Annotated in this window: 15 protein-coding genes; 8 read left to right on the forward strand and 7 right to left on the reverse strand. The window is 68.4% G+C overall.

Going from position 1 to position 14,847, the window contains the following annotated elements; translation table 11 throughout:
• Window positions 1-8 precede the first annotated feature (8 nt).
• Both J2W68_RS15245 and J2W68_RS15250 read right to left on the reverse strand, forming a co-directional pair.
• Window positions 9-650 carry a DUF3106 domain-containing protein gene (locus tag J2W68_RS15245; RefSeq protein WP_310237447.1) on the reverse strand — a complete coding sequence of 214 codons (642 nt, stop codon included), beginning with the start codon at window positions 648-650 and terminating at the stop codon, window positions 9-11.
• Window positions 637-1,599 (reverse strand): hypothetical protein, encoded by a 963-nt coding sequence (locus tag J2W68_RS15250; RefSeq protein WP_310237449.1) that lies wholly within the window; start codon window positions 1,597-1,599, stop codon window positions 637-639. The genes J2W68_RS15245 and J2W68_RS15250 overlap by 14 nt, the downstream gene beginning before the upstream one ends.
• A gap of 458 nt (window positions 1,600-2,057) precedes the next feature.
• Between J2W68_RS15250 and J2W68_RS15255 the strand changes: the two genes are divergently transcribed.
• Window positions 2,058-4,289 carry a primosomal protein N' gene (locus tag J2W68_RS15255; protein ID WP_310237452.1) on the forward strand — a complete coding sequence of 744 codons (2,232 nt, stop codon included), beginning with the start codon at window positions 2,058-2,060 and terminating at the stop codon, window positions 4,287-4,289.
• Window positions 4,290-4,310: 21 nt separating this feature from the next.
• Here J2W68_RS15255 and J2W68_RS15260 read toward each other — a convergent pair whose 3' ends face one another.
• The 4 genes from J2W68_RS15260 to pssA are packed head-to-tail and all read right to left on the reverse strand — an operon-like array spanning window position 4,311 to window position 6,682.
• Window positions 4,311-5,105 carry an NYN domain-containing protein gene (locus tag J2W68_RS15260; RefSeq protein ID WP_310237456.1) on the reverse strand — a complete coding sequence of 265 codons (795 nt, stop codon included), beginning with the start codon at window positions 5,103-5,105 and terminating at the stop codon, window positions 4,311-4,313.
• A 56-nt stretch (window positions 5,106-5,161) separates the two neighbouring features.
• Window positions 5,162-5,668: a ribosomal protein S18-alanine N-acetyltransferase gene (rimI, locus tag J2W68_RS15265; protein ID WP_310237459.1), complete on the reverse strand. Its 507-nt coding sequence runs from the start codon at window positions 5,666-5,668 to the stop codon at window positions 5,162-5,164.
• Window positions 5,658-5,912, reverse strand: a complete 255-nt coding sequence (locus tag J2W68_RS15270) for a hypothetical protein (protein WP_310237461.1) — start codon at window positions 5,910-5,912, stop codon at window positions 5,658-5,660. The genes rimI and J2W68_RS15270 overlap by 11 nt, the downstream gene beginning before the upstream one ends.
• On the reverse strand, window positions 5,909-6,682 hold the full coding sequence (pssA, locus tag J2W68_RS15275) for a CDP-diacylglycerol--serine O-phosphatidyltransferase (protein ID WP_310237464.1): 774 nt from the start codon (window positions 6,680-6,682) through the stop codon (window positions 5,909-5,911). The genes J2W68_RS15270 and pssA overlap by 4 nt, the downstream gene beginning before the upstream one ends.
• 107 nt (window positions 6,683-6,789) lie before the next feature.
• Here pssA and J2W68_RS15280 point away from each other — a divergent pair, with 107 nt between their 5' ends.
• The 3 genes from J2W68_RS15280 (at window position 6,790) to J2W68_RS15290 (ending at window position 9,698) form a co-directional block, all read left to right on the forward strand.
• The gene (locus J2W68_RS15280) at window positions 6,790-7,194 is read left to right on the forward strand and encodes a DUF4124 domain-containing protein (RefSeq protein ID WP_310237468.1); all 405 of its coding nucleotides are present in this window, start codon (window positions 6,790-6,792) and stop codon (window positions 7,192-7,194) included.
• A gap of 255 nt (window positions 7,195-7,449) precedes the next feature.
• A complete protein-coding gene (locus J2W68_RS15285; RefSeq protein ID WP_310237472.1) occupies window positions 7,450-9,144 on the forward strand; it encodes a proline--tRNA ligase in 1,695 nt (564 codons plus the stop codon).
• Between the two features lie 179 nt (window positions 9,145-9,323).
• Window positions 9,324-9,698 (forward strand): H-NS histone family protein, encoded by a 375-nt coding sequence (locus tag J2W68_RS15290; RefSeq protein WP_310152302.1) that lies wholly within the window; start codon window positions 9,324-9,326, stop codon window positions 9,696-9,698.
• A gap of 72 nt (window positions 9,699-9,770) precedes the next feature.
• Here J2W68_RS15290 and J2W68_RS15295 read toward each other — a convergent pair whose 3' ends face one another.
• Window positions 9,771-11,024 carry a threonine/serine ThrE exporter family protein gene (locus tag J2W68_RS15295; protein ID WP_310237475.1) on the reverse strand — a complete coding sequence of 418 codons (1,254 nt, stop codon included), beginning with the start codon at window positions 11,022-11,024 and terminating at the stop codon, window positions 9,771-9,773.
• A 117-nt stretch (window positions 11,025-11,141) separates the two neighbouring features.
• On the opposite strand from J2W68_RS15295, the gene J2W68_RS15300 reads away from it, so the two are divergent.
• From J2W68_RS15300 to J2W68_RS15315, 4 genes are all read left to right on the forward strand, one after another.
• On the forward strand, window positions 11,142-12,254 hold the full coding sequence (locus J2W68_RS15300) for an ABC transporter permease (protein ID WP_310237478.1): 1,113 nt from the start codon (window positions 11,142-11,144) through the stop codon (window positions 12,252-12,254).
• A gap of 81 nt (window positions 12,255-12,335) precedes the next feature.
• Window positions 12,336-13,160 (forward strand): ABC transporter ATP-binding protein, encoded by an 825-nt coding sequence (locus tag J2W68_RS15305; RefSeq protein ID WP_310237481.1) that lies wholly within the window; start codon window positions 12,336-12,338, stop codon window positions 13,158-13,160.
• Window positions 13,160-14,086 (forward strand): MlaD family protein, encoded by a 927-nt coding sequence (locus tag J2W68_RS15310; protein WP_310152292.1) that lies wholly within the window; start codon window positions 13,160-13,162, stop codon window positions 14,084-14,086. Before J2W68_RS15305 ends, J2W68_RS15310 begins: the two co-directional genes overlap by 1 nt.
• Window positions 14,083-14,781 (forward strand): ABC-type transport auxiliary lipoprotein family protein, encoded by a 699-nt coding sequence (locus tag J2W68_RS15315; protein ID WP_310237482.1) that lies wholly within the window; start codon window positions 14,083-14,085, stop codon window positions 14,779-14,781. Before J2W68_RS15310 ends, J2W68_RS15315 begins: the two co-directional genes overlap by 4 nt.
• Window positions 14,782-14,847: the final 66 nt, after the last annotated feature.

Here is a 14,847-nt window from a genome sequence, read left to right on the forward strand (position 1 = left end):
CAAAAGTGTCAGGGCGTGCCGGATACCCGCGCGCGCAGCCATGCATCGCGGCCGTCGGCCGGCACCGCCAGCCATTGGGCACGCAGCGCGGCGCGTTCCTGCGGCGGCGTGCGCTGCGCCAGTGCGGCGAGGTCGTCACGCGCCTGCGGCGAGGTCGCACGCAAGGCCAGCAGGACCGGATCGCGCTGCGACTCGGGTAGCGCCGAAAACAGCGGATGCAGCCGCGGCCAGTCGGCACCGAGCACCGGGCCCAGCAGCCAGCCGCGACGCAGACCCAGGTCGAGCTGTTCGAAGGCAAGCCGGAATTCGCGCTGTTTCGCCTCGGGCATGCTGGCGAACTGCGACGCCGCCTGCTGCAGACGCATGCGCTCGGCATGCGGCAGCGCATCGGCGGCCTGATGGGCGAGCCGCCTGCGGGTGCGCTCGCCAGCCGGCAACACCTGCCAGTCCGCCATGCGCGCCTGGAGCGCGGTGCGTTCGGCCTGCGTCATCTGCGCCAGGCGTGCGGCCCGTGCTTCGAGTTGGGCGCGCTGGGCAGCCGGCAAGGCATCGGCCTTCAACGCGGCGGGCAAGGCGGCATGCGCGAGCGGCGCGGCCAGCAGCAGCAATGCGACACCGGCACGACGTCGGACCCGCTCAGAGATCGGCATCGGTGGTCTCCATGCCGTCGGCAACATCCGGCGCGTCGTCCAGATGGGCGTCGCGGGTGTCGTCTGTCGGAGTTTCGATCTGGGTGGACAGCCAGGCGTAGAACGCAGGGTCCTCGCGCCACGCCGCCGGGTCGGGCTCGCTCAGCAGTTCGAAGTCGGGCGCGGTGAGCAGCGCGATCTCGTCATCGTAGGTCGATGCAGGCGACTGCGCGGCCGGCAGTGCTTCGATCCGGATCGTCGTGTCGTCGCCCGGGCCACCACCGGGCCAGGCCTCGCGCCAGGTCCAGGCCAAGGCGGCGAGCATCGCAACGAGCACGACCGCCTGCGCCGGCCACAGCCAACGCGCCCGGGTCCGCCCGGGCAACTCCGTCGCCTGGGCCGGCGGCGGCGCGACGACCGCACGCTGCAGCGGAAACCGGCGCAGCGGTGGGACCTGGCCGCGCAGCGCGGCCTCGCGCAGACCGGCCAGACGCGCAAGCCGGTCCGGCGGCAGCGCCCGGATCGCCGCCTGCGCGGCTTCCGCGATGCGACGCCAGGCTTCGGGATCCGGGCTGCCGTCCTCACGGTGCGGCAATGCGCGCTGCAGGCCGAGTCGGTAGGTGGCCCGGGTCACGCCGAGCACCGCAGCCGCTTCGTGCTCCGGAAGTCCGGCCACCATCCGCAGCAGCACCGTCACCCGCGGACCGCCGGACAACCCAGCCAAGGCCGGTAGCCCGTCGGCGTCGTCGGGCAGCACCCCCGGCGCGCGCAGTGCCGGGGATGCCAGCAACTGGGCCCAGAACCGGCGCGGCCAATCCGGGAACGGGGTATTCGTCGCCAATTGGCCGAAATCGGTCATCGCAACGGCCAGCGCAGCATCGCCGGTCTCGATATCGCCGCTCTGCCACTGCGCAAACGCGGCCGCGCGCCGCTCCACCCCGCGCAGGAACGCGGCGACGGCGGAGGACATGCCGGGTGGAGCGGACTGGGAAGGCGTGGTCATCGGGGCCAGCGTGTGCGACCGCGCATCATAACGACCCCTCGCGATCTCCCAAGCCTTGACAGACCGGCTCGCAAACGTTCCACAGGCCCCGTTGCCCGCAAGTGGTTGTTCACAGGGTTCACAACGCTGTCACCCGACTGAAGATGACCACCTGCCGATGCTGCATGACAACAATGTTTCACGGCCAAGTATTTGATTTTATTTGGAATTAGTCATATGGCACTTTTTTGTCCAACACATCTTTTACCCCACTGAATACCGCATAACGTCGTATTCGCGGAACTGTATGCACAGGCTTATCCACAGATCATGTGGATAAACGGCAATCCCTTTTCTTTCGGGCACTTGCAGCCACAACGTGCGCGCGGGGCGAGGTTCCGCGCGCAAATGATCGAAGCCCGCCGGCGACCCGATAGACTTTGCCCGTGCCCGATACGACCGCCCCCGCTGCCGTCCTCCAGGTCGCCCTGCCGGTGCCCCTGCCGCGCCTGTTCGACTACGTCGCGCCTGCGGGCGCGACGGCCGCGCCGGACGCCGTCGGCCGACGCGTGCGGGTGCCCTTCGGCCCGCGCGAACTCATTGGCGTGGTCGCGGCGGTCGGCCCGCCGGATGACCCGTCGCAGGCACTGCGCACCGCCATCGAATGGCTCGACGATGCCCCGCTGCTGCACGGCGAGCTCGACGCGTCGCTGCGCTGGCTGGCCCGTTACACCCATGCGCCGCTCGGCGAGGTCCTGGCGACGGCCCTGCCCGCGGCCCTGCGCCGTGGCGAAGCCCTGCCCGACACCCACGCCTGGGCCTGGCGGCTGACCGAAGCCGGCCAGACCGCGCTGTCTGGACTGAAGGCCGGCGGCCGCCCGCAGCGCCTGGCCACCCTGCTCGCGCCGACCCCGCGCGACGAGGACGCGCTGGATCTGGCGATGGCGGGCTGGCGCACCGCGGCGCGCACGCTGGCCGGTCGCGGACTGGTCGAACGCTTCGCGGTGCCGGCGTCGCAGCTGGCGCCCACACCGCAGCCCGGACCCGCGCTGCACGACGAACAACAGCAGGCGGTCGATGCCCTCGCCGCCTGCACCGGGTTCGCCGCGTTGCTGCTCGACGGCGTGACCGGCAGCGGCAAGACCGAGGTCTATCTGCAGGCGATCGCCGACTGTCTCGCCCGCGGGCGCCAGGCGCTGGTGCTGGTACCGGAGATCGGCCTGACCCCGCAGACGCTCGCGCGTTTCCGTGCGCGTCTCGGCGTGCCCGTCCATGCCTTGCACTCGGGGCTGGGCGATGGCGAACGCGCGCGGGTCTGGGCGGCGGCGGCGCGTGGCGAGGCGCGCGTCGTCGTCGGTACCCGCTCGGCCGTATTCGTGCCGCTGCCCGATGCCGGGCTGATCGTCGTCGACGAGGAACACGACGGCAGCTACAAACAGCAGGACGGCATCCGCTACCACGCACGCGACTTCGCGCTGGTGCGCGCTAAGGCGCTCGATGTGCCGGTGCTGCTGGGCAGCGCGACGCCATCACTGGAATCGCTGCAGAACGCCGTCTCCGGCCGCTACGCGCATCTGCGCCTGACCCATCGCGCGGGTGCGGCAAAGCCGCCGACGGTGCGCGTGCTCGACGTGCGCAAGCGCCCGCTCGAGGCCAGCCTGTCACCCGAGATGTTCGCGGCGATCTCCGCCGCGCTAGCCGCCGGTGGACAGGTCCTGGTGTTCAAGAACCGCCGCGGCTACGCACCGGTGCTGCTGTGTCACGACTGCGGCTGGAGCGCGCACTGCCCGCGCTGCAGCACGCCCGACCGTCCGCATCCGATGACCGTGCACGCCGGCGGCCGTCGCCTGCAATGCCATCACTGCGGCCATCGCGCGAGCGCGCCGCCGGCCTGCCCCGATTGCGCGAGTCTGGGCCTGCAGCCGCAGGGCGTGGGCACCGAACGTATCGAAGAGCTGCTGGCCGCGCGCTTCACCGATGTGCCGGTGCTGCGCATCGACCGCGGCAGCACGCGCCGACGCGATGCGCTCGAAGGCCTGCTCGGCGAACTCGGCAATCAGCCGGGCATCCTGATCGGCACGCAGATGCTGGCCAAGGGCCACGACCTGCCGAATCTCACACTCGTGTGCGTGGTCGGCATCGACGAAGGCCTGTTCTCGGCCGACTTCCGCGCCGGCGAGAAACTCGCGCAACTGCTGATCCAGGTCGCGGGCCGCGCCGGACGCGCGGAGAAAGCCGGCACCGTGCTGCTGCAGACCCATCATCCGGAGCACCCACTGCTGCTGACGCTGATCCGCGGTGGCTATCACGCCTTCGCCGCCGAGGAACTGATGCAGCGCGAAGCCGCCGGCTTTCCGCCGTTCGCACCGCTCGCGCTGCTGCGCGCCGAATCGCAGCAGTCCGAACCGCCGATGGCGTTCCTGCAGGCTGCGCGCCGCGTGCTCGCGCCCCATGCCGGCCGCGACGCCGCCGGCATGCCGACGCTGCTGCTCGATGGCCCGGTGGTCGCACCGATGCCGCGCCGCGCCGGCGTGTATCGCGCGCAATTGCTGATCGCCAGCGACCAGCGTCCGCGCCTGCACGCGATTCTCGATGCAGCCCTGCCGTTGATCCACGCGCTGCCGGAAGCGCGCCGTGCGCGCTGGTCGCTGGATGTGGATCCGGTCGATCTGTACTGAGTCGACCGTCGCGCGAATGGGTCAGTCGGTCGCCGCAGGTTTGCGACGACCGCGTGCGCGCGAGGCCTGTTTCGCGGCAGGCTTCTTCGGCGCCTCGCGGATCTCGACCGCCTGCCCGACCCGGCGCACTTCGAACAGACCGGTCGCATCGATCAGCGCACTGAGATTGCGATAGCCGTAGTTGCGCGCGTCGAATGAGCCCTGGTTGCGCACGTGACTGCCGACTTCGCCCAGATGCGACCAGCCGGCATCGTCGGCGCCCGCCGACACTGCATTACGCAGCAATTGCACGAGTTCGCGATCGGTCTGCAGTTCGCGCCCCGTGCGCGGCTTGGTCGTGCCGCCGCTGTCGACCTCGTCGGCCGCGCGGAGTTTTTCCAGATAGAGGAACGTCGAGCATGCCTTGACGAACGGCGTCGGCGTTTTCTCCTGTCCGAAACCGTAGACCGCGTAGCCGTCGTTGCGCAGCCGCATCACCAGCGGGGTGAAATCCGCATCGCTGGACACGATGGCGAAGCCGTCGAGATTGCGCGCGTACATCAGGTCCATCGCGTCGATGACCATCGCCATGTCGGACGCGTTCTTGCCGGTGCTGTAGGCGAACTGCTGGATCGGTCGGATCGCATATTCGTGCAGCACTTTCTCCCAGCCGACCAGGTGCTGGCTTTTCCAGTTGCCGTAGGCGCGGCGCACATTGGCGACGCCATGGCGCGCGACTTCGGCGAGGATCACGTCGATCTTCGCCGCCGGCGCGTTGTCGGCATCGATCAGCAGCGCGATGCGTTTCTCGTTGTCGATACGGGTGTGTTCGCCCATGGCGATTCTCCGGTCGGGGGGCGCAGCGCGCGCCGGATGCAGCGCGGCGACGGGGTTCAGTCCGCGCCGAACAGTTCGCGGGCCATGACGATCGCGTCCTCGCGGCCGTTGTGCGCCGGGTAGTAACGCGGCCGCCGGCCGATCTCGTTGAAGCCTTCGTCGTGATAGAGCGCGACCGCATTGGGATTCGACGGTCGCACCTCGAGAAATACCCGCTGCGCGCCGTGCTGCTGGGCCAGATCGACCAGCGCGCGGAACAGTCGCCGCCCGTAGCCGCGGCCCTGTAGCTCGGGATCGACGCAGACATTGAGCACGTGCGCTTCGCCGGCTGCGATGCTCAGCACGCCGTAGCCGGCGAGTCGCCGGTCGACATGCAGTACCCACGCCGGATACGCCGCGCGCAGGCAATCGTCGAAAATGCCGCGCGTCCACGGAAACGGATACGCGCGCAGTTCGATCTCCATGATCGCGTCGACATCGGTCGCGCGCATCGGACGCAGCGCCCAGTCGCGCGCCGTAGCAGCGACATCTGAAATCGCCTGCGTGTCGGGCTCAGCCGCCATGGCGGCGCAGCTTGCGCAGGCGCGGCCACAGGGCGCGCTTGGCCGACGCGGAACGCAGTTCAGACAGCGCGCCCAGACTGCGCACGAATGCGAACGCGCCGTCGCCATCGCGATGCAGGCCGGCGGCGCGCAGCAGCGGGTCGACCAACGGATCGTCCGGCAACACCTGGCCCGGCACCTGCACGCGGTAGCGATCGTGTCCCAGCGCATCGAGCGCCGCGATCTGCAGCGAGTCCCAGCTCACGACGCGGCCTCCGCGCCTCCGCGGCGGCGGCGCCACACCCACAGACCCGGACCCGACAATGCGTACAGCACGGCGGCGATCAGCAGGGTCTTGGGCGGATCCACCCACATCGCGATCAGCAGGCCGACCGCGACCACCAGCGCCACGAACGGCACGCGATCGGCCTTCGGTCCGGTGCCGCTGCCCTTGAAGCTGGTGTAGCGGATCCGGCTGACCATCAGCAGGCCGCAGACCACGGTGACCGCGAGCGCGACATAGCGCAGCGCGTCGCCGGTGAAATCGAGTTCGTGGCAGGTCCAGACGAAACTCGCCATCAGGCCCGCAGCGGCCGGACTCGCCAGGCCGACGAAGTAACGCTTGTCGACCGTGGCCACCTGGCTGTTGAAGCGCGCCAGACGCAAGGCCGCGCACGCGGCGTAGAGGAACGCCCCGAGCCAGCCGATCTTGCCCAGCGTCGTGCCGTCGAGGCGCATCGCCATCAGCGACCAGTGATACATGACCAGCGCCGGTGCCAGACCGAAGCTGATCAGGTCGGCCAGCGAGTCGTACTGCACGCCGAACTCGCTCTGGGTATTGGTCAGGCGCGCGACCCGGCCGTCGATCCCATCGAGTACCGCGGCCACGAAGATCGCGATGCAGGCGGCGCTGAAGCGACCCTGCGACGCGGCGATGATCGCGAAGAATCCCGCGAACAGGCCACCGGTCGTGAAGAGGTTGGGCAGCAGATAGATGCCGCGGCCGCGGCGCGGGGTCGGGTCGGGTTGGCTCATAGCGGGCAGTGTAGCGCCTGCTTCGGGCCGTTCGGCGGCGCCGGTTGCACCTGCAGGCCGGGAGTGCTGCAATCGCCGCCACATTCGAGCATCCGCCGGGGAACACCATGCGCCGCACTTTCGTGACCGCCCTTGCGCTGCTCGTCGCCGCCGCGCCACTCGCTGCCAGCGAGGTCTACAGCTGGAAGGACGCGCGCGGCGTCACCCATTATTCGCAGACGCCACCGCCCGCGGGCACGCGCTTCGAAGTGCGCAACATGCAGGGCACGGCTGCCGCCTCCACGCCGACGACGCCAGCGCCCGCCGCCGCAGCTGCGGCCGGAGCGACGAACGCGGATGGCGCCGGCGACAGCACGCAGTGCGAACTCGCCCGGACCAACGTCGCCGCGCTCAGGGGCGAAGGCGCGGTGCAGCAACTCGACGCCGACGGCACCCCGCGCGAACTCGGCAGCAACGAGCGCGCCGACCAGCTCGCGCTGTCGGAAGCCGCGGTTCGCGCCTACTGCCGCTAGGGTTCGGTAAGCCCTGGCGGCCCAAGGGCGCCGGGAATTTCTGTAGGAGCGCGCCTGCGCGCGATCGAGGCATTCGCAGGAAACGCTCGATCGCGCGCAAGCGCGCTCCTACAGAAGCTGAGCGGGAACGGTTGGCCGGCGAATATCAGGCGGGAGTGACGCTGACAGCTCAGACCGCATGGCGCCTCGGCGGACCGGAACGCAGAGGCGCGCGTGGCACAATACGCGCCCTTCGTCCCCAGCCAGAAGCCGCCGATGCGCCTGTCGCAGTTCCATCTCCGCACCGAGAAAGAAACGCCCGCCGAGGCCGAGATCACCAGCCACAAGCTGATGCTCAAGGCCGGCATGGTGCGCAAGCTGGCCGCCGGCCTCTACACCTGGTCACCGCTGGGCCTGCGGGTGCTGCGCAAGGTCGAAGCGATCGTGCGCGAGGAAATGGACGCCGCCGGCGCGGTCGAGCTGCTGATGCCGACCATCCAGCCCAAGGGTCTGTGGGAGGAAAGTGGCCGCTGGCAGAAGTTCGGCCCGTTGCTGCTGAAAGTCCGCGACCAGAAGGACGCCGAATACTGCTATTCGCCGACCGCCGAAGAAGCCGTCACGGATTTCGCCCGCGCCGAGCTCGCCAGCTACAAGCAGCTGCCGGTGAATTTCTACCAGATCCAGACCAAGTTCCGTGACGAGATCCGCCCGCGCTTCGGCGTGATGCGCGCACGCGAATTCCTGATGAAGGACGCGTACTCGTTCGACATCGACGAGGCCGGCATGGCCGCTTCGTACCAGACCATGCATGCGGCCTACACGCGCATCTTCACCCGTCTGGGGCTGGAGTTCCGCTCGGTGCAGGCCGATTCGGGCGCGATCGGCGGTGACGCCTCGCAGGAATTCCACGTGATCGCCGACTCGGGCGAAGACGCGCTGGTGTTCTCGACCGGGTCCGACTACGCCGCGAATGTCGAAGCCGCGCGCGCGGCCGCACCCGCGCCACGTCCGGCGGCGTCGGAAGAGATGCGCAAGGTCGACACGCCGACGCAGAAGACCTGCGAAGCTGTCGCCGAGCTGCTCGGCATGCCGCTCGCGCGCACCGCCAAATCCATTGCGCTGATGGCCGGCGAGACTTTCGTGCTGGCGCTGGTGCGCGGCGACCACGCGGTCAATGCGATCAAGCTGGCCAAGGTCGAAGGCCTTGCCGATCACCGGATGGCGACGGATGCGGAAATCGCCGCGCACCTCGGCGCAACACCGGGCTTCCTCGGCCCGATCGGTGCGTCCGGGCCAATCCGCGTCGTCGCCGATCTGGAAGTCGCCGCCCTGGCCGATTTTGTCGTCGGCGCCAATGAAACCGGCTTCCATATCGCCGGCGTCAACTGGGGCCGCGATCTGCCCGAGCCCGATGTCGTCGCCGACATCCGCGACGTCGTTGCAGGCGACCGCGCCGAAGACGGCGGCGAACTGAAAGTCGCGCGCGGTATCGAGGTCGGCCATGTGTTCCAGCTCGGCCGAAAATATGCCGAGGCCATGAATTTCAAGGTGCTCGACGCCAACGGCAAAGCAACCGTGCCCTTCATGGGCTGCTACGGCATCGGCGTGTCGCGCATCGTCGCCGCGGCGATCGAACAGAACCACGACGCCAACGGCATCCTGTGGCCGGTCGCGATGGCGCCGTGGCAGGTGGCGGTGTGCGTGATCAACCCGAAGAACGAGGCCCACGTGGCCGAGGCGGCCGATGCGCTCTATCGCGAACTCAACGCAGCCGGTTTCGACACCGTGCTCGACGACCGTGGCCTGCGCCCGGGGATGATGTTCGGCGACATCGAGCTGATCGGCATTCCCCACCGCGTCGTGGTGTCGGCGCGCGGGCTGGAATCGGGCGCGTTCGAATACCGCGCGCGCAACGCCAGCGAAGCCGAGAATCTCGACCGCGAGGCGCTGTTTTCACGTCTGCGCGGCTGAGAATTTCCAGCGCGAAACCGGCGGTATTTACCGCCGGATAATCCGGATCCTCCACGCCGCCTGCCCGCGCAGGCGACGTGCCCGCGCGGCCGTTATTTGTCCGCCGGGGATAAACCGGATTAAGATGCGGCCCATGCCAATGGACTGGTATTCCCAATAATCAGCCGGAGCCGACTCGAATGGCGTTTGACCTCAATGCGTTTTCCCCCCAGCAGCTCGATGCGCTGATCACCCAGGCCAAAGAGCGCAAGACCACGCTCAAAAAGCGCAAGCCGCTGACGGCCGTGCGCAAGAAGCTGACCGACATGGCCGCGGCCGAGGGTTACAGCATCGCCGAGCTGTTCGGTGGCAGCACGCCGCGCGCGACACCGGCCGCAGCCCCGGCGACGCGCAAGAGCGCGACCAAGGGCCGCAAGCTCGGCAAGGTGGCGCCGAAGTACCGCAACCCCGCGAACAAGAACGAGACCTGGACCGGTCGTGGCAAGCAGCCGCTGTGGCTGGCCGCGCACACCAAGAAGGGCCGCAAGCTGGAAGAATTCCTGATCCAGAAGTGATTGCGGCGGCGCAGACCGCGCAGCACCGTTTCGACGACGCCCTCCGCATGGAGGGCGTTTTCGTATGCGGCGTCAGAGATTCTTGCGCGCCGGCAACACGACGTTGCCGAACAACAGCCCGGCAATCAGTGCCAGCACGATGTTCATCACCACCAGCGCGGCTTCCTGGCCTGCAGCCATGTCCTGCTGCTGGACCAGATTCATCAGCCCACGCAGGCTGTTGCTGCCGGGCACCAACATGATCAGACCGGGCACCCGGATCACCGCGCCCGGGCGATTGGCCCAGCGCGCGTAGCCGTTGCCCGCGGCGGTGGTCACCAGCGCAGCAACGAACAAACCAATGTTCGGACCCAGCGCCGCGCCGACCCAGCGTGAGATGAGATAGCCCGAAGCGGCGGCGCCCATCACCAGCAACACATCGCGGCGTCCGGCCCGGAACAGGATCGCAAACGCACCGGCCGCGGTCGCCAGCGCCGCCCATTCCACCCAGTCGGGCTGCGGCCGCAGCGCGCGTACGTTCGGGGTGACCCCGAGCATCTGCATCAGGGTGAGCGCAATGATCGTGCCGATGGTGAGCTTGAGTACGGTCGTGATCGCCCCGGCGAAGCGCGCGGTGCCCGACACCAGATGCTGGCTGGTCAGCTCGTTGATCGCGTTGGTCAGCGCCATACCCGGCAGCATCACGATCAGCGACGCGATGACCACGGTATTGAGATTCAGCGGGGCGATGAAGGCCGACACCAGGATCGCCACCAGCCCGGCCAGCATGCCGGCCAATGCCTCGTGCGCCTCCTTCAGCCGGGTGCCGTTGCGGGTGACCATGTCGAGCAGGCCGATCAACAGGCCGATGGTGCCCGCGGTCGCGATGTCGGCCCAAGGCAGCCGCCACAGACCGGCGACGCCCATCGCCACCATCGCAAAGCCCATGACCTGGAGCGCCTTGCCCCAGGCCCGCGGCTGGCGTTCGTCGAGCGCGCGCAGGGCGGCATAGCCTTCGGCCAGATCCATCTCGCCAGCCATCACCTGCTCGGCGATCCGGTCGGTCTCACACAGCTTGTAGAGATCCACGTCGCCCGGCGACATGCGGATCACGCGCGTGGTGTCGCTGTCGCCCGGGGGTCGCAGCGGATCGCTGAAGGACAGCACCATGCCGGTCGGGTTGACCCAGGGCTCGCAGTCGATGCCGAGCTGCTGGGTGACCGAGATCACAGCGCCCTCGAGGCGCTGCGCGGTGGTGCCATAGGCGTGCAGATGCTCGGCCAACTCGACCACAAAGGCGATGCGCGTGGCGTAGCTGGCGGTGGTGAGCGGAGTGGCGCGCGACATCCGCACAGGATCGCACGGGCGACCGCCCCCCGGTAGGCGTCGCGGCCGTGATGCGCGGCGTCACGCGGGATTTCGGTATGCTCACCGGCGTTTGCACCTCGACCGACCGATGCCTGCATGACCGTCCCCCGACACGCCACGCCCAGCGCCGAATCCGGCGACGGTGGGTCGTTGCGGCTGCGCGGTCAATGGACACTGGCGCATGCGGGCGACATCGAAACCGTTCTGCGTGCGCACGAGGCGCCCGCGGGCCCTGTCGACGCGACGGGCGTCGACCGGCTGGATTCGGTGGGCGTGCTGCAACTGCTGCGCTTCGCCCACAAGCGCAACCTCGATTTCGCGACGTTCCGCTTCCGCGACGACCACCATGCGCTGGTGGAGGCGATCGAGGATGTCGCCGACGATCGTCCGAAGAAGAAGCGGGACTACGGTTTCCAGGCTGCGCTGGCGCGCCTGGGCGAGACGATGCATGACAACGGGCGCGAGGTCGTCGCGCTGGTCAGCTTCCTTGGCGAGACTCTGCTCAAGCTCGGCCGCCTGCTGGTATCGCCGCGGCGTTTCCGGCTGACCTCGACCGTGCACCACATGGAACAGGTCGGCCTGGACGCGGTCCCCCTGGTCGCGCTGTTGTCGTTTCTGGTGGGCGCAGTCATCGCGTTCCTCGGTTCGACCGTGCTCGCGGAATTCGGCGCGACCATCTTCGTCGTGGAACTGGTGTCGATCGCATTCCTGCGCGAGTTCGGCGTGCTGCTGACGGCGATCCTGCTCGCCGGCCGTACCGCCAGCGCGTTCACCGCGCAGATCGGCGCGATGGTGAGCCGGGAAGAAGTGGACGCCATCCGCACCCTCGGGCTCGATCCGGTGGACCTGCTGGTGATCCCGCGCGTGGTGGCGTTGATGGTGATGCTGCCATTGCTGACCTTCGTGGCGATGATCGCCGGCCTCGTCGGCGGCCTGACCGTGGGTGCCTTCAGCCTCGACATTCCACCGCAGGCCTATATGGCGCGCATGTACGAAACCATGAACGTCCGGCATTTCTTCGTCGGCATGTCGAAAGCGCCGATCTTTGCGCTGGTGATCGGTCTGATCGGCTGCCTGGAAGGCCTGCAGGTCAAGGGCACGGCGCAGTCGGTCGGCGAACGCACCACCTCGAGCGTGGTGCAGACCATTTCGCTGGTGATCGTGTTCGACGCGTTCGCCGCGATCTGGTTCATGCACGTGGGTTGGTGACGACGTGATAGGTGATTCGTGACGGGTGATTCGAAAGAGCAGGCGCGCGTGAGCCCACCCGGGGATCGGGAGGCTGACGCCGTGTCCAATTCCGAATCACCAATCACCAATCACACCGATGGCGACATCGCCATCCGCGTGCGTGGCCTGGTCAACCGGTTCGGTTCGCAGACCGTGCACGACAATCTCGATCTCGACGTCCGCCGAGGGGAGATTCTCGGCGTGGTCGGCGGCTCGGGGACCGGCAAGTCGGTGCTGATGCGCAGCATTCTCGGTCTGCGTCCGCCGCAGGCCGGCGCCATCGAGGTGCTGGGCGCCGATGCGCTGTCCCGCGATGTCGAAGAGCGCCGACATATCGAGCGCAATACCGGCGTGTTGTTCCAGGACGGCGCGCTGTTTTCGTCGCTGACCGTCGGCGAGAACGTGCAGGTGCCGCTGAAGGAACATCATCCGGACCTGCGTGATTCACTGCGCTACGAACTGGCCTTGCTGAAGGTCAAGCTGTCCGGCCTGCCGGCCAACGCGCTCGACAAACTGCCCGCGGAACTGTCGGGCGGCATGCGCAAGCGCGCGGGCCTAGCGCGGGCGCTGGCGCTCGATCCGCCGCTGCTGTTCCTCGACGAACCCACGGCCGGCCTGGATCCGATCGGCGCGGCCGCGTTCGACCGACTGATCCGTACATTGCAGGAAGCGCTGGGCCTGACGGTGTTTCTGATCACGCACGACCTCGACACGCTGTACGCGATCTGCGACCGCATCGCGGTGCTGGCCGACGGCCAGGTGGTCGCGGTCGCGCCAGTGGCGGAGATCGAACAGGTCGATCACCCCTGGATCCAGGATTATTTCCACGGCCCGCGCGGCCGTGCCGCACGCGATGCCAAGGCCCACGCCTCGGGAGCTCATTGATGGAAACCAGAGCCAACTACGTCCTCATCGGCGCCTTCACGCTGATTGCGTCGATCGCCCTGCTCGGCTTCGCGCTGTGGGCGGCGAAGTACTCGTCCGACCGCAGCTGGAACGAGTTCGACGTCGTCTTCCGCGAGCCGGTCACCGGCCTGACCGAAGGCAGCAGCGTGCAGTACAACGGCATTGCGGTCGGCACGGTCGACAGCCTGCAGCTCGCGCCGCAGGATCCGCGCCAGGTCATCGCGCGGCTGCGCGTGCAGGCCAATGCGCCGGTCAAGACCGACACCCGCGCACGTATGTCGATGACCAGCCTGACCGGCTCGCCGATCATCCAGCTCACCGGGGGTTCGCCCGAGGCGCCGATGCTGGTGTCGGAAGACGGCGACCGGGTGCCGATCATCCAGACCGAGGCCTCGGCGCTGCAGAACATCTCCGACACCGCGAACCGTCTGGTCGAGCGGCTCGACCAGGTGCTCAGCGAAGAAAATGTCGCGCGCATCGCCAACACGCTGGAGAACATCGAAGGCATGACCGGCTCGGTCGCCGGGCAACGCGAGGATCTGGCGGCGATCATCATCAACGCCCGCACGGCCAGCGAGCAGCTGGAACAGACGTTGACCACCACGAATCGCGCGATGACCAATTTCGACCGCGAACTGGTGCAGAAGCTGCCAACGCTCGTCGCGAGCCTCGAGAGCACATTGGCGCGCATGGATTCCGCCGCCGGCGGCGCCGACACCATCCTCAACGAGAACCGCGCGGCGATCAGCAGTTTCGCCAACGACGGCCTGTCGCAGCTCGGACCGACCCTCGGTGAACTGCGTTCGCTGGTCCGCGACCTGCGCCGGATCAGCGACCGCCTCGATGCCAACCCTGCGCGCTACCTGCTCGGTCGCGATGCGCCGAAGGAGTTCGAACCCGAATGAGTACGCTCACGACATCCACGCGACGCCGCCTGCCCCGGCTCGCCATCGCGCTCGCACTGGGCACCCTGCTCGCCGGCTGCAGCTCGCTGCTGGGGGGCGGTGGTGGCGACCGTGACCGCGCGACGATCTACGCCCCCGACCCCCGCGTGGCGGCCGATCCCGCCTGGCCCCAGGCGGACTGGCAGTTGATGCTGAGCCCGCCCACCGCGGCGCGGATGATCGACAGCTTCCGCATCGCCGTACGGCCAACGCCGGCCGAACTGCAGGTCTATCGCGGCGCCAGCTGGTCGAAAACGCCCACCGACATGCTCCAGGACACGGTGTTGCGCGCGCTCGAGGATTCGGGCCATATCGCCGCCGTCGCGCGGCAGGGCGCGGGTATGACCGCCGACTACAAGCTGGTCATCGACCTGCGCAGGTTCGAAGCCGACTACAACGGTAATCCGCTGCCGGCAGCCACGATCGAAGCCAACGTCAAGCTGATTCACAACCTCGACCAGACGGTTGTCGATTCGCGGACCTTCCTCGCCGCCGAAACCGCGACCGGCACCGAAGTGGCGCAGGTGGTCGATGCGTTCACGGTCGCGCTGCAGGGCATCAGTGGCGAGATGGTCGGCTGGATTCTCGCGTCGGGCAATGCGCACGAGGCAACGCACGCTGGCAGGCCGGGGGTTTCAACCGCTCCGCGACGCTGAGTCGCACCACCGAAACTCGCGCGTCGTTCCTGGTTCGCCTCGTCTCATGCGATCCGTATCGTCCCG

It is taken from the genome of Luteimonas terrae (genome assembly GCF_031457535.1).
Classification (GTDB): domain Bacteria; phylum Pseudomonadota; class Gammaproteobacteria; order Xanthomonadales; family Xanthomonadaceae; genus Luteimonas; species Luteimonas terrae_A.

What these genes read in the sequence shown, in the direction of transcription:
- J2W68_RS15245 (WP_310237447.1), bottom strand. Translation starts at nt 650, where the DNA reads ATGCCGATCTCTGAGCGGGTCCGACGTCGTGCCGGTGTCGCATTGCTG.
- J2W68_RS15250 (WP_310237449.1), bottom strand. Translation starts at nt 1,599, where the DNA reads ATGTCCTCCGCCGTCGCCGCGTTCCTGCGCGGGGTGGAGCGGCGCGCG.
- J2W68_RS15260 (WP_310237456.1), bottom strand. Translation starts at nt 5,105, where the DNA reads ATGGGCGAACACACCCGTATCGACAACGAGAAACGCATCGCGCTGCTG.
- rimI (WP_310237459.1), bottom strand. Translation starts at nt 5,668, where the DNA reads ATGGCGGCTGAGCCCGACACGCAGGCGATTTCAGATGTCGCTGCTACG.
- pssA (WP_310237464.1), bottom strand. Translation starts at nt 6,682, where the DNA reads ATGAGCCAACCCGACCCGACCCCGCGCCGCGGCCGCGGCATCTATCTG.
- J2W68_RS15280 (WP_310237468.1), top strand. Translation starts at nt 6,790, where the DNA reads ATGCGCCGCACTTTCGTGACCGCCCTTGCGCTGCTCGTCGCCGCCGCG.
- J2W68_RS15285 (WP_310237472.1), top strand. Translation starts at nt 7,450, where the DNA reads ATGCGCCTGTCGCAGTTCCATCTCCGCACCGAGAAAGAAACGCCCGCC.
- J2W68_RS15290 (WP_310152302.1), top strand. Translation starts at nt 9,324, where the DNA reads ATGGCGTTTGACCTCAATGCGTTTTCCCCCCAGCAGCTCGATGCGCTG.
- J2W68_RS15295 (WP_310237475.1), bottom strand. Translation starts at nt 11,024, where the DNA reads ATGTCGCGCGCCACTCCGCTCACCACCGCCAGCTACGCCACGCGCATC.
- J2W68_RS15300 (WP_310237478.1), top strand. Translation starts at nt 11,142, where the DNA reads ATGACCGTCCCCCGACACGCCACGCCCAGCGCCGAATCCGGCGACGGT.
- J2W68_RS15310 (WP_310152292.1), top strand. Translation starts at nt 13,160, where the DNA reads ATGGAAACCAGAGCCAACTACGTCCTCATCGGCGCCTTCACGCTGATT.
- J2W68_RS15315 (WP_310237482.1), top strand. Translation starts at nt 14,083, where the DNA reads ATGAGTACGCTCACGACATCCACGCGACGCCGCCTGCCCCGGCTCGCC.